14 protein-coding genes and 1 pseudogene are annotated in these 12,636 nt (G+C 39.9%); 9 read left to right on the forward strand and 6 right to left on the reverse strand.

The window, feature by feature from the left end; all coding sequences use genetic code 11:
* Positions 1-34: 34 nt before the first annotated feature.
* Positions 35-1,087, forward strand: a pseudogene (locus DFO73_RS14355) (hypothetical protein); the annotation flags it as partial.
* A gap of 74 nt (positions 1,088-1,161) precedes the next feature.
* Here DFO73_RS14355 and DFO73_RS14360 read toward each other — a convergent pair.
* Complete coding sequence (locus tag DFO73_RS14360; protein ID WP_110065439.1) at positions 1,162-1,824, reverse strand: phosphatase PAP2 family protein; 663 nt, start codon at positions 1,822-1,824, stop codon at positions 1,162-1,164.
* A gap of 154 nt (positions 1,825-1,978) precedes the next feature.
* Between DFO73_RS14360 and DFO73_RS14365 the strand changes: the two genes are divergently transcribed.
* Positions 1,979-3,187: a M20 family metallopeptidase gene (locus DFO73_RS14365; RefSeq protein ID WP_110065440.1), complete on the forward strand. Its 1,209-nt coding sequence runs from the start codon at positions 1,979-1,981 to the stop codon at positions 3,185-3,187.
* Positions 3,188-3,399: 212 nt separating this feature from the next.
* Here DFO73_RS14365 and DFO73_RS14370 read toward each other — a convergent pair whose 3' ends face one another.
* The 3 genes from DFO73_RS14370 to DFO73_RS14380 form a co-directional block, all read right to left on the reverse strand.
* Entirely contained in the window at positions 3,400-4,125 is a 726-nt protein-coding gene (locus DFO73_RS14370) for an EcsC family protein (RefSeq protein ID WP_110065441.1), read from the reverse strand.
* A 63-nt stretch (positions 4,126-4,188) separates the two neighbouring features.
* Positions 4,189-5,412: an ABC transporter permease gene (locus tag DFO73_RS14375; RefSeq protein WP_110065442.1), complete on the reverse strand. Its 1,224-nt coding sequence runs from the start codon at positions 5,410-5,412 to the stop codon at positions 4,189-4,191.
* Positions 5,405-6,145 (reverse strand): ABC transporter ATP-binding protein, encoded by a 741-nt coding sequence (locus DFO73_RS14380; protein ID WP_110065443.1) that lies wholly within the window; start codon positions 6,143-6,145, stop codon positions 5,405-5,407. Before DFO73_RS14380 ends, DFO73_RS14375 begins: the two co-directional genes overlap by 8 nt.
* A gap of 608 nt (positions 6,146-6,753) precedes the next feature.
* Here DFO73_RS14380 and DFO73_RS14385 point away from each other — a divergent pair.
* The 7 genes from DFO73_RS14385 (at position 6,754) to DFO73_RS14420 (ending at position 12,188) form a co-directional block, all read left to right on the forward strand.
* Complete coding sequence (locus DFO73_RS14385; protein ID WP_110065444.1) at positions 6,754-7,173, forward strand: HIT family protein; 420 nt, start codon at positions 6,754-6,756, stop codon at positions 7,171-7,173.
* A gap of 212 nt (positions 7,174-7,385) precedes the next feature.
* Positions 7,386-8,468 carry a 3-phosphoserine/phosphohydroxythreonine transaminase gene (serC, locus tag DFO73_RS14390; protein ID WP_110065445.1) on the forward strand — a complete coding sequence of 361 codons (1,083 nt, stop codon included), beginning with the start codon at positions 7,386-7,388 and terminating at the stop codon, positions 8,466-8,468.
* Positions 8,469-8,597: 129 nt separating this feature from the next.
* Positions 8,598-9,125 (forward strand): tryptophan transporter, encoded by a 528-nt coding sequence (locus DFO73_RS14395; RefSeq protein ID WP_110065446.1) that lies wholly within the window; start codon positions 8,598-8,600, stop codon positions 9,123-9,125.
* Between the two features lie 661 nt (positions 9,126-9,786).
* Entirely contained in the window at positions 9,787-10,146 is a 360-nt protein-coding gene (locus tag DFO73_RS14405) for a YtxH domain-containing protein (protein WP_110065448.1), read from the forward strand.
* A gap of 299 nt (positions 10,147-10,445) precedes the next feature.
* Positions 10,446-11,021 (forward strand): HTH-type transcriptional regulator Hpr, encoded by a 576-nt coding sequence (locus tag DFO73_RS14410; RefSeq protein ID WP_110065449.1) that lies wholly within the window; start codon positions 10,446-10,448, stop codon positions 11,019-11,021.
* A gap of 271 nt (positions 11,022-11,292) precedes the next feature.
* Positions 11,293-11,841: a DUF3267 domain-containing protein gene (locus tag DFO73_RS14415; protein ID WP_110065450.1), complete on the forward strand. Its 549-nt coding sequence runs from the start codon at positions 11,293-11,295 to the stop codon at positions 11,839-11,841.
* A 167-nt stretch (positions 11,842-12,008) separates the two neighbouring features.
* Entirely contained in the window at positions 12,009-12,188 is a 180-nt protein-coding gene (locus DFO73_RS14420) for a hypothetical protein (protein ID WP_009331432.1), read from the forward strand.
* Between the two features lie 64 nt (positions 12,189-12,252).
* On the opposite strand, the gene DFO73_RS14425 is transcribed toward DFO73_RS14420, so the two are convergent.
* Positions 12,253-12,345 (reverse strand): YjcZ family sporulation protein, encoded by a 93-nt coding sequence (locus tag DFO73_RS14425; protein WP_110065451.1) that lies wholly within the window; start codon positions 12,343-12,345, stop codon positions 12,253-12,255.
* 66 nt (positions 12,346-12,411) lie between these two features.
* Positions 12,412-12,495 (reverse strand): YjcZ family sporulation protein, encoded by an 84-nt coding sequence (locus DFO73_RS14430; protein WP_064503397.1) that lies wholly within the window; start codon positions 12,493-12,495, stop codon positions 12,412-12,414.
* Positions 12,496-12,636 lie beyond the last annotated feature (141 nt).

A 12,636-nucleotide genomic window follows, 5' to 3' on the forward strand; every position in this document is an offset into this window, starting at 1 on the left:
ACATTTCAAGAGTGGTGTCTATAGATGCTTTTAATGGTTTTTTTGGCCATCACCTGCCGTGGCGCTAATGGGAGCAGTCCTCCTTCCTGTAGCTATTAGGGTAGGACTGCCAGCACTCGGAGTTGCAATGGCTATGAACCTTTTTGGCCACGGAATTGCTTTGTCTGGTGATTTCATTATCCAGGCTGCTCCAAAATTAACCGCAGATGCAGCCGGACTGCATGTCGGGGATGTTATTTCAGCGAGTGTTCCGCTTGTCATCGTCATGGGGGCAGTTACGACGATAACAGCTTTCTATTTAATTAAGAGAGATATGAAAAGTGGCAAATTGACAGCCACTACCGGCCTTACCAAAGACTCCCCAAGCGAACTTCAAGCCGATAGCAGCGAAAAACAATTGCTTTCTCATAATCAGAAACGGATTTTTGCCCTATTAATTCCTGTTTTATTTGCGGCAGACGTGGCATCCATGTTTGTACTGGACCTGAAAGGCGGAGACGCAACAGCTTTAGTAGGCGGGACTTCAATCTTTATCCTGCTAATCATTACACTTGCAGCCCATAGAAATAAAGGGCTTGAAAAAACAACCAGCTATTTAATTGAAGGCTTTCAGTTTGGATTCAGGGTATTTGGCCCCGTTATTCCAATTGCAGCTTTTTTCTATTTAGGGGATTCTGGATTTGCTCAAATGATTGGAGACCATCTGCCAAAAGGCTCTCACGGAATCGTCAATGATTTGGGTGTCGGACTTGCCTCTGTCGTACCTTTAAGCAAGGAAGTCGGTGCGATCACCCTAACAGCAGTTGGTGCCATTACCGGCCTGGACGGATCCGGTTTTTCCGGCATTTCGCTTGCAGGTTCCATCGCCAATCTTTTTGCAACTGCCATTGGCACTGGCGCGGCCACACTAACTGCTCTTGGCCAGGTAGCCGCGATTTGGGTCGGCGGAGGTACACTTGTCCCATGGGCGCTCATCCCTGCAGCAGCCATTTGTAATGTAGACGCCTTTGAGCTTGCACGAAGAAACCTGCTTCCAGTCACTATTGGTTTAATTGTGACAACCATTGTAGCCATGTTCCTGATATAAAATTGCCTAATCATGAAAAGACTATCATCAGGATAATCCCTTTTCATGATTAGGCAAACGCCTTTCCGGTCAGGTTATGATAGTCTCTTTTCAAATGCCTTTTTAGTAAACATCGCCCTCAATGCTTCATATAGAACAATTGACAGAAACACCCACATAAAACCCGCTGCAAAGCCTGCTGCAATATCGGAAGGATAATGCACCTTCATTATGATGCGGCTAATTCCCATCAGAAAAATCCAAACCCCTGCCAAAATGCCTGTAACCCATTTTACTTTAGCAGACTTTAACTCTTCTATAATGATAAATGCAATAAAAGTATAGAGGATCATCCCGATCATGGCATGCCCGCTCGGGAAGCTAAGGCTTGCCACGTTTACCAGATGTTCCTGGTCCGGGCGAGGCCTGCCAATTGCATCTTTGAGCCATTTGTTTACCTCATTCCCGATGGCTACGGCAAAAACAAGCGCTGCCATAGCTGTATAGTTCCTATGTTTCACCCAAAGCCAAACTAAAAAAAATAAGGTAACGATTCCAACACCAAGCTTGTTTCCTAAACGATCCATGAGTTCAAAAAATGGATAAGAACCTTCAGTAAATATGCCTGTAAAGAAAGATGACAGATAGCGATCAAAGCTTAATGTATCCCCGCTTTTGACAGCAAATAAAAAATAAAGAAAAATAGCTGCTGATGCAACCAGAAAAAAATATCCCCACATAGACTTCCTCAATTCCAATCTTGCTTGCCCCTTCCATAATATACCTTAATCTATATTATCATTCTTTTTTTACCTTTATTATGTAAAATTTTCTGAATACGAAAAATCCCTCTTTATCTTAATAAAGAATGTTATAATAATGGAAAAATTAAATCAGTTGGGAGAGAGAATCATGGCCGAAAATTTATTTAAAAAATTAGAAAGCTATTACGATGAAATGGTATCCATCCGCCGTTATCTGCATCAGCATCCGGAGGTATCTTTCAAGGAAGAGAAAACCGCCCATTACATTAAATCCTATTATGAGAAACTAGGTGTTGAAGTCCGTGGACAAATCGGCGGAAATGGAGTAGTGGCTAAGGTTTATGGCAGCAAACCCGGCAAAACAATTGCTTTACGTGCTGACTTTGATGCACTCCCTATTCAGGATGAAAAAGATGTACTATATAAATCTTTGGTACCAGGGGTCATGCACGCCTGTGGTCATGACGGACATACAGCAACATTACTTGTCCTGGCAAAAGCACTTCATGAAATGCGTGAAGAATTAGAAGGTACATATGTGATGATTCACCAGCATGCAGAGGAATATGCACCGGGTGGAGCCATTTCAATGATTGAAGATGGATGCCTTGATGGAGTTGACGCCATCTTCGGTACCCACTTATGGGCATCAGAGCCAACCGGAAAAATTCAGTACCGTGTAGGGCCATTTATGGCGGCAGCAGACCGATTTGAAGTTACCGTCCAAGGGAAAGGCGGCCATGGAGCGCAGCCCCACAAAACGAAAGATGCGATTGTCACAGCTTCACAGCTTGTTGTTAATCTCCAGCAAATCGTAAGCAGAAAAGTTAATCCAATTGATTCAGCGGTAGTAACAATTGGTTCATTTGTTGCTGATAACGCGTTTAATGTTATTGCCGATAGAGCTAAATTAATCGGAACAGTTCGTACATTTAATGAAGAAGTGAGAACAAATATTGAAGAAGAAATTGAACGCGTCGTGAAAGGAACATGCTATACAGCTGACAGTTCTTATGAATATAACTATCATAGAGGCTATCCTGCTGTCGTAAATCACAAGGCTGAAACAGAATATTTAGTGGGCTGTGCCGAAAAAATTAATGATGTCAATTGTTTAGAAGAAACAGACCCTGAAATGGGCGGAGAGGATTTCGCTTATTACCTGCAGCATGTAAAAGGAACTTTCTTCTTTACTGGAGCCAAACCAGAAAACACAGGTGAGAATTTTCCGCACCACCATCCAAAATTTGATATCGATGAAAAAGCCATGCTCATTGCCGCAAAAACGCTGGGTGCAGCTGCTTTAAATTATCACAGCTTCCAGGAAATAAAAGATTCAGTTGAAGTAGGACAGTAGCAAAATTTAGAGTTGGATCAGCTGGCCGATTTTATTACAGGCCAGCTTATTTATCATTCTTTTTGACGCAAATAGCTTCAGGGACGATGCATTGATCAGTCTTTTCGACGCAATTAATTCCGGGACAACGAAATTTACCGTCCACCACGACACAATTAATAAGGGAATCGACTCATTTCCCTCCCCGCCAATAAATTAAAACAGCCCCAAGCCTAATCAGGCCTCGGAGCTGTTTTTAATATTCGAAGGCGATAGGCATTTTTCGCCGTTTCACCCAGATGGTCAAGCAAATTGTAGTTCGCATAGGCCCCAACTGCAGCTCCTATTCCTGGCACAAGCTGAAGCATTTTAACGAAGTCGATATAATCCCGGTACTCCTGCTGAAATTCTTTCCAGTCCAATTCTGCCAAACCCTCTTTGCGGTCTTCCCACTCTTCAATCAGCTTAAGGGTGTCCTTTCTTTTATCATCGCTTGAAAACGCGAGCTGAAAGATATGCAGGATGAAGAGCCGTTCTTCATACTCATTTGTATCATACCCATAGATGACAGCAGCCTCAAAAAGGAATTTCATTTTAATGCTTAACAGGAGAGGGAAATCAGCCAGGCCAAGGAGGATCCCTCCCGCTCCTGTACCAGCTCCCTCTACAGCAGCCGTTTTGCGGAAAGACGCAATCTTTTGCTTCAGCATTTCATCCATATCGGCCAATGTGCTGCCGGAAGCTTGCTTTTTCCTTGTGGTTGCGTTTGATCCTATCAGAGTTGCCTTCACCATATTTTTAATGCTATCTGTGATGATTTGATGTGCTTTTTCCGGTATAAGGCTATTTATCTTGGTTTGCGCTTTTTTTGAAAGGCGATTTAGCAGGCTGGAGCGTTTATTTATTTGCCTCTTCCATTCCTCGATTTCCTGATATGCTTTTAATTCATACTGTTTCATGACATACCTTCCTTTTGTCAGGATTGTTACTAATACGCATATCACAAGGGAATAGTTTCAAATTTATTTATTATTGGCCCCCCGCAAGCGCTTTTGGATATACATATGGGTATACACATAGGCAAAAACAATGCCTGCGGCTAAAGATAACAGCGAAGCCAGCCAATCTCCCTTTGCCAAAACAGCAATCGATAGTAAGAATGACTGCAAATATAAAATGCCTGACAGCAATTGTCTAAAGGATTTTTCTTTAAGCTTTTCTTGAACAGGGTATAGTTTCACCCATAATTTATTTTGATAGTGGTTCCAAAGCGGCAAAAGCTGAAAGCCCGTTAAATACATAAAAAGCAATACCAGCAGAACTTGGCCAATACCAAATGAAATTAAATAAATTGCTCCCCCTCCGATGATTGTTAAACGGATAAAAAGTCCCAAATAATCACCTGAACGAAGAAATGTCCTTATAAATAGATTTTTGAAAGTCTCTTCCTGCTTAAACGGAATGCTTGCAAGCAGCCAATCAAGCCACTTACGCCTCTTCACCCGGTCCCTCAGCTTAGGAACATCTGTAAACATATTAGCCAGCCGGTAAAAAGAAGTCATTCTTCTTTCCTCCTGGTCAATTAAGAACTCCCATTTTAACGCCTTATTTTTTGATTTCATGCTGAAGTACCAATACAGTACCACTAGCAGGACTCCGACCGCCAGAGTAAAAATCGGGGATGCGCCTGAGAACAGCAAATATAGAAATACGGCATTGACTGCATAACGGACAAAAGCATCCAATAAATGAACGTTTGTATCAACATAATATTGAATTTTCCAGCGTATAAGCAGATTGACTGCTTTTAACGCCAGCAAAATAAGCAAAAACGGCAAAAAGGCTTGGAAGTCTCCTTCATTGACAAGTGCATACATTGGCATAAAAATCCCGAGCCCCACGATAAGCAAGTAGGCATGCACCAAAAAGCTGACAGCCATCGAACGTTTAAAATAACCTGAAAGCCGGTTTTCAAGCGGCAGAAGAAACACTTTATCCGCTTCTGAAAGGAACGTATAAATTGGGCTGTATGTAAGTAAAATGGCGAGAATAAGTGCCATCACTGGAGCAGCGGGAAACTGCTCCGGCAATGTCTTTAGCCATTCCTGATAATAGTATGCGGCTGTTCCCAGCAGGAAGACCATGACAATGACAATATGGCCATTAAAAATATATCGGAGGTAGCGGGAAAGCTCTTTGCTTGTCTTTCCGAACCGCTCTTTCCATAATCGTTTTTCATCAAACATAGTCTTCTTCCTTTGTGAGCTGAATATATAAATCGTCAAGAGTCGCTCCCGGCATGGCAAATTGCTGCTGCAGCTCTGCTAAAGTGCCTTTTGCCCTTACTTTACCTTCATGTAAAATAACGAAGCGGTCACAATATCTTTCTGCGGTGGCTAGGATATGTGTAGACATAAGAATGCCTGCCCCGCTCTCTTTCATCATTTTCATAAGGTCAAGCAATGACTGGATTCCAAGCGGATCAAGTCCTACGAAAGGCTCATCAACTATATATAATGACGGCTGGACAAGAAAGGCACACATAATCATTACCTTCTGCTTCATCCCTTTTGAAAAATGGGCGGGAAACCATTTCAGTCTCTTTTCCATCCGAAATTCCTTCAGAAGCTTTTCCTGTCTTTTTTTATATTCCGCTTCCGTCAAATCGTAGGCCATTGCTGTAATCCTCAAATGCTCCTCCAATGTTAATTCATCATAAAGAATAGGCGTTTCCGGCACAAAGGTGAATTGTTTGCGATAGCCTTCTTTATCTTTGAGAAACTCCTTGCCATTTATCGTGACCCCGCCTTCATGCGGTTCCATCAGGCCAATTACATGTTTTATAGTCGTGCTCTTTCCTGCACCGTTCAGACCTATCAGGCCCACTATTTCATTTTCCCCCACTTCAAAGGAAACGTCCTTCAAAACCGGGTTTCTAGTATAGCCGCCTGTTACATTCTTTATCTCCAAAAGAGCCATTCTCAACGTCCTTCCATTATGCTATAAGACCATTGTAAAAAAAGCCAAAGCGAATTGTCCAGTTTGGCAAAACTCTTTAAATTTATTTACATATAAAAACTCAAAGCGGGCATTCTAATTTTTGAAGGGGAAACAAGTCATTTGATTCCATCGAATGATCAAAACTTGAAATGAGGTGTCTGTCGCAGACAGTTTCCTTTCAATATAAGCTTCAAACGTTCCTAACAAGGGGATGGTTGCATTGCACAACAGTGTGAAAACCTGCTGATCTTAAACACTTGATCGCTTTACCCGTAAGTGGTCACTAAGTCATTTTTAAATGAGGTGTTTGTCAAAGACTATCATCCAGGCTTTATAAGTTGAGAAACATATAAAGAAATAAGGGGATGGTACGATTGAACAAAGATCGATTTTCTCTAGAAATAAACACAATTCATTAAAAATGAGGTGTTTGTCAAAGAGAATTTCCTGAAGTAGAAACGTCCATTAGAGAAGCTTCCCCTTCACGAAGGCAGGATTCCCAGCGGATCCTGCCTTTATTATTATCGTTTTCTGTTGAATATGGTAAAATCGAGAAAATGGCTAAAACGAAGATTGGAGATGTTTAAATGAGCGATTGTATTTTCTGCAAAATTATCAACGGTGAAATCCCTGCAGCCAAAGTTTATGAAAACGAACATGTGATGGCGTTCCTGGATATTAGCCAGGTCACAAAGGGACATACGCTTGTAATCCCCAAAGTACATAAAGAAAATTTATATGAAATGGATCCGGAAACAGCTCGAAATTATTTCGAAGCAGTTCCGGAAATTGCAAAAGCCATTAAAGCCGAGTTCGATCCGGTGGGTTTAAATTTGATTAATAACAATGGTGAACTTGCAGGGCAAACTGTATTCCATTTTCATTCGCATCTTATCCCTCGCTATGGCAAAAGTGATGGATTGGGAGTTGTCTGGAAGTCACATCAATCTGAATATACGGCATCCGACCTTCAAGAAATCTCAGAAGCCATAAAAAAGCATCTTTAGTACTCTGGCTTTCCTGTTCCCCACAGGAAAGCTTTTCGTTTTTAGCTACCATACTCCCCTTAAATAATATGATGCCATTCCAATTAATTTTCTAAATGTTCATTATTTTCTCTGTACAAAACAATAAATTTTGATAACATATAAAATATCTTTATTTCTTCACAGCGTTATAGTAAAACAAAAATATTTTCATTTAATTTGGAGGGAGAAAAATGAACCGTGCACTAAATTTTAATGCAGGTCCTTCAGCATTGCCAGAAGCGGTTTTAAAGGAAGCAGAAAAAAATTGGCTGGATTTCAATGGTACAGGAATGGCAATTATGGAACTTAGCCATAGAAGCAAGGAATATCAAGCTGTCCATGATAAAGCAATCTCATTGCTAAAGAAATTATTATCTATCCCCGATGATTACGAAGTACTTTTTATCCAGGGCGGAGCAAGCCTCCAATTTTCAATGGTTCCGATGAACTTGCTTAGCAAAAGCCAAACAGCCCAATATGTTTTAAGCGGCTCTTGGTCGGAAAAGGCTTTAAAAGAAGCAAACAAAATCGGCAAAACCTTTATTGCAGCTTCAAGCAAGGATCAGAAATACCGCTTTATTCCGGAACATAACGAAGATTGTGATCTGGAAAATGCTGCTTACCTTCACATTACAAGCAACAATACCATTTATGGAACGCAATGGCATTCCTTTCCTTCAAATAAGAAAACGCCATTAATTGCAGACATGTCCAGTGATATTTTAAGCAGGCCATTAGATATGAGCAATTTTGATTTAATTTATGCTGGGGCCCAGAAAAATCTTGGACCTTCAGGGGTTACAGTGGTAATTATCCGCAAAGAACTTTTGGAAAAATCATCTGAAGAATTGCCATCCATGCTGAATTATAATACTTATGCCAAGAATAACTCCCTATATAACACACCTCCTACCCTGGCAATCTATTTACTGACCTTAGTGCTGGAATGGGCGGATAAGGAAGGCGGCCTTGAGCAGATTGAGAAAATGAATGAAGAGAAAGCAAAAATCCTCTATGATGTAATAGATGAAAGTGACGGCTTTTACCTGGGGCATGCTCTTAAAGGTAGCAGATCCCGTATGAATGTCACTTTTAACCTGCACAACGAAGAGGCCTCAAAGGACTTTTTGCATCAAGCAAAAGAAGCTGGCTTTGTTGGACTGGGCGGACACCGTTCTATTGGAGGCTGCCGGGCTTCCATTTATAATGCTGTACCGGCTGAACATGTCCAAAAACTTGCTGAATTTATGAAAGCTTTCAAAAACAGAAATTAAAAGATATTAACACCCTTTTAATTCAAATGATATGTGTTATAATGAGTTAAAGTTTTTCGCTGCAGGCAACGAGTGCACTGCAGGAGGAACAATTTTAAGAGCTTTAGAATAGCAGAGGAGAGATGAGAAATGAATACAAAAAATTTGGTGGCCCTTTCCCTTTTAGTTGGGATGGGAGCAGTACTGCATGCTGTAGTTCCGGGATTTTTCCTTGGAATGAAACCAGATATGATGCTTACAATGATGTTTTTGGGAATTATCCTTTTTCCTGACAGAAAGAGTGTTTTGCTTTTGGGATTGGTAACAGGTTTAATTTCAGGCCTAACTACAACCTTCCCCGGCGGGTTATTACCTAATATTATTGATAAGCCAGTTACAGCTTTCACATTTTTCGCCTTGTTTTTAGCATTAAACAAATTCCGTAAGTCCATACTCAGTGCAGCTGTGCTAACAGCGGTCGGAACAATTGTTTCAGGGGTCATATTTTTAACTTCGGCATTCCTGATCGTCGGACTTCCTGGGCCATTCGCAGCATTGTTTGCAGCAGTTGTATTGCCGGCAGCTGCCGTTAATACAGTGGCTATGGTAATCCTTTACCCGGTTGCACAATCAATTGCAAACAGAACGAAGCTGACGCAGCAACCCATCAGTCAATAATATATAATATAAGCCCGCAGACTGCGGGCTTTTCTATATTTTTACTTATTGAAAACTCCCCACAATCAGGCCAAGCAAGAATAAGAGTGCTCCCCCCGCTGCTAAAGCAGCGGCTCTTTTTTTAAGAACATATCTCGGAGGATAGACTCCCGGTTTTTTTATTGAAAGCAAAAAATGGATTCCCCCCAAAAATAACACCATACTTAATGCAAATAAGCCAGCCGCCGCTCCCGACAACCGATCTCCTCCCTTCAAACAACAGGATGTAAGTAACCCTTAGTGAATTCTATGCCTGTTTCCGGCCAGCTATGAGAGGATATGGTTTACCATCCTTCTTTTTGTGATATAGATAGAGGAGAGTTCCTTAAATTTTTGGCTGTGTTGAAGCTCAATGTTGATTTTTGCACTTTGCTGATTGGAGCAAAAGGCGAGGTCCTCGATATGCTTTCGAATTTCCTTCGTGCGGTGTTTATTGGAGGGTGCTTATTCTCTTTCCAGAGGGAGTGAGGCTCAAAGGGGGATCCCGCAGGCTTAATGCTTGAAGAGCGTCAGACTTAGCGTTGGAATCAACAGGCAAAGTTAAAAGATCCTATTTTTCAGCTTTAGAAAAAGGAATAATGTAGTAAAATAGACATATAATCAAGATTTTGAGGTGAAGTTCATGAAAGTCAAATCTTTATTGCTTGGATTCTTAGTGGGCGGTGCTGCTGCCGGCATTTCCACTCTTTTAACAGCACCCGCTTCAGGGAGAGAAGCAAGGCAATATTTAAAAGACAGCAAACACACTTTAAAAAACCAATTATCAGAGCTAAAGGCTGAAATAATGGATATAAAAAATTCAGCTTCTTTTGCATCCAAAGAAGGAAAATCTGCATTTAAAGAGTTCTCGAAAGACATCAAACATTCCATTAATAATTGGAAGAATGAGATTCGCCCCCATCAGCACGAGCTGCAGCGCGAATTGCAGGAAATTGAAGAAGCGATCCACGAGCTTGAAACAAACTTAAATTCAAATAAATGATTTTCCAAAAAATCCTTCTTTTTATTTGGTTAGAAAGAAGGATTTTTTCATTTTTAGCCGAAAACCAATATATTATAAAAATGCTTCATTTTTTTATTTAAAATAAAAAGTTGCTATAATCCCTGTCGTAGAGCCTTTTACAGAAATGCAGAAAGGTTTTCTAAAAATTTTGTAAATTTATATCTTTATTAATTTTTGTTTTATTGGCATAATGATAATAAGAAAAGCAAAAGCACAGCTGGCTTCTGTCCAGGAAAGAAAGCTTTCTTATTAATTTTATAAAGTAGGTGAATTATTGAATGACGGATAAACCAATTTCTATGAAGGAAGCAATGATTTTTAGCCAAAGAATTGCACAACTGAGCAAAGCCCTTTGGAAGTCGATCGAGAAAGATTGGCAGCAGTGGATTAAGCCTTACGACTTGAATATTAACGAACATCATATTTTATGGATTGCCTATCATTTGAACGGCGCTTCTATCTCCGATGTGGCAAAATTTGGTGTTATGCATGTTTCAACTGCATTCAATTTCTCCAAAAAACTTGAAGAACGCGGTTTTCTTCAATTTTCAAAGAAAGAGAGCGATAAGAGAAATACTTATATCAAATTGACTGAAGAGGGAGAAAAAGTTCTATTAAGCCTAATGGAAACCTATACACCTGAGAAAAATGCCGTATTCTCCGGGGCTGTGCCATTGAGGGACCTGTACGGAAAGTTCCCTGATATCATTGAAATCATGGCTATCGTCCGCAATATTTACGGTGATGACTTTATGGAAATTTTTGAAAAGTCCTTCGCTAACCTTGAAAATCAATTCGAGGAAGATGAAGGCAAATTAAAGAAAAAAGAAACAGCTGAAAAGGAACTTGTATAGAAATAGAAAAGTTCCTATCCTTTTAAAATAGTATGTAACCCCTTTCAAAGCGGATGCATCACATTCGCTTTCCGTCTTGACTTCGTTTGCTCACATTTTCACATAACATCCTCATATTTTCCCTCTTTTAAGTAATCCTACTCCCCTTTCTTAAAAAAGATTTTTTTCGACAAAATGCTTTAAATTTCCCTATTGATTTTTTTCTATATTCATCGTAAAGTATCTTAGTGAGTTTGGAAGAATACTAATTTCTCCTTTTGGAGGTATTGATATGATGAATTGCTGGAAGACGATAAACTTCACGAAGCAATATGGATCGCAAAGGCTTTTTATATTGTCTTCCTTAACCATGCTGGCTACGTTTATATTTACTTATGTTCCTGCAACATACTTATTTGTGCCAGAAACCTTTTACGATAATTACTTTATTTTCTTTGCGGCAGGCTTATGGCTTATGTATCCTTTGCATAAACTGCTTCACTATTTGCCGATTGCCCATTTAGGAAAAATTGTAAAAAAACGCGTATCATTTAAATATGGAATTTTGCCAGTTATATATATAAGGATTACTGAGCCTATTACAAAATGGCTTTTCCTGGCCGCCATTATGACGCCGACAGTTGTTATAAACAGCTTACTTTTAGCGGCCTGCTTTATTTTTCCGCATTATGTTCATTATTTAGTAATTTTATTTGCATTCCATGCAGGAATTTCCTTTTCCGATATGGTTTGTGCCAAAAATGTGCTTACTGCCCCAAATCATTCATATATTGAAGAAAATGAAGACGGATTTGAGATTTTACTGCATACACATCAATAATTTTATCGTTTGACAATGGGTATCCTGAAAAGGGATACCTTTTACATACCATTCCGTTTCTTCATCGGCAATCTTTTATACTATCTTTTTTTTGTGAATTTTGTTATTGTAAATAACAGACAAAACATGCAAAGCCACAAAATGACTGCCCAAGGAGGGAATCTTGGATGATCTCCATTTTTATTATTTTTGCCGTTTTCATTTTATTTTATATTAATAAGATGACAAATTCGCTTTGTCTCCAAAAAGAGATTCCTGAGGAACGGCAGCCTAAAGTTTTTAGAACGATCAACATTCTTATTACCATACTGCTTATATCTTCCTTTGTAGAAATCTTGTATGCATAGCAAAAGCGGCGGAAATTTTTTCCGCCGCTTTTTATATATACATTTATTATTAAGCATCAAAAGCTTAGTACAGCCAAGATGCTCCAATGATGATTAACAAAATGAACAGCACGACAATTAACGCAAAACCTCCGCCGTATCCATGTCCTCCAGACATATGATTGCCTCCTTTCAAATTCCGGCACAGGGCCCAATTTAAATAGACCCTATGCCACACTTAAATTTACAACCACGCTGCGCCTACGATGATTAATAAAATGAACAAAACAACGATTAACGCGAAACCTCCGCCGTATCCAGCACCCATGATAACACCTCCCCTTCAGGTTGCTACCATATCCTATTCATTTGCCTCTGTCGTCGGATAGGCTTTTATCCCTGCTATCCCGACTTTTTTTCAGGCTGCTTGAAACCACCATTAGAGGGTTTCCATGTATTATATGTACAG

It is taken from the genome of Cytobacillus oceanisediminis (genome assembly GCF_003182355.1).
GTDB lineage: Bacteria > Bacillota > Bacilli > Bacillales > Cytobacillaceae > Cytobacillus > Cytobacillus oceanisediminis_A.

Excerpts from the sequence above, each read along its gene's own strand:
- DFO73_RS14365 (WP_110065440.1), top strand. The coding sequence starts at position 1,979 with ATGGCCGAAAATTTATTTAAAAAATTAGAAAGCTATTACGATGAAATG.
- DFO73_RS14370 (WP_110065441.1), bottom strand. The coding sequence starts at position 4,125 with ATGAAACAGTATGAATTAAAAGCATATCAGGAAATCGAGGAATGGAAG.
- DFO73_RS14375 (WP_110065442.1), bottom strand. The coding sequence starts at position 5,412 with ATGTTTGATGAAAAACGATTATGGAAAGAGCGGTTCGGAAAGACAAGC.
- DFO73_RS14380 (WP_110065443.1), bottom strand. The coding sequence starts at position 6,145 with ATGGCTCTTTTGGAGATAAAGAATGTAACAGGCGGCTATACTAGAAAC.
- DFO73_RS14385 (WP_110065444.1), top strand. The coding sequence starts at position 6,754 with ATGAGCGATTGTATTTTCTGCAAAATTATCAACGGTGAAATCCCTGCA.
- serC (WP_110065445.1), top strand. The coding sequence starts at position 7,386 with ATGAACCGTGCACTAAATTTTAATGCAGGTCCTTCAGCATTGCCAGAA.
- DFO73_RS14395 (WP_110065446.1), top strand. The coding sequence starts at position 8,598 with ATGAATACAAAAAATTTGGTGGCCCTTTCCCTTTTAGTTGGGATGGGA.
- DFO73_RS14405 (WP_110065448.1), top strand. The coding sequence starts at position 9,787 with ATGAAAGTCAAATCTTTATTGCTTGGATTCTTAGTGGGCGGTGCTGCT.
- DFO73_RS14410 (WP_110065449.1), top strand. The coding sequence starts at position 10,446 with ATGACGGATAAACCAATTTCTATGAAGGAAGCAATGATTTTTAGCCAA.
- DFO73_RS14415 (WP_110065450.1), top strand. The coding sequence starts at position 11,293 with ATGATGAATTGCTGGAAGACGATAAACTTCACGAAGCAATATGGATCG.
- DFO73_RS14420 (WP_009331432.1), top strand. The coding sequence starts at position 12,009 with ATGATCTCCATTTTTATTATTTTTGCCGTTTTCATTTTATTTTATATT.
- DFO73_RS14425 (WP_110065451.1), bottom strand. The coding sequence starts at position 12,345 with ATGTCTGGAGGACATGGATACGGCGGAGGTTTTGCGTTAATTGTCGTG.
- DFO73_RS14430 (WP_064503397.1), bottom strand. The coding sequence starts at position 12,495 with ATGGGTGCTGGATACGGCGGAGGTTTCGCGTTAATCGTTGTTTTGTTC.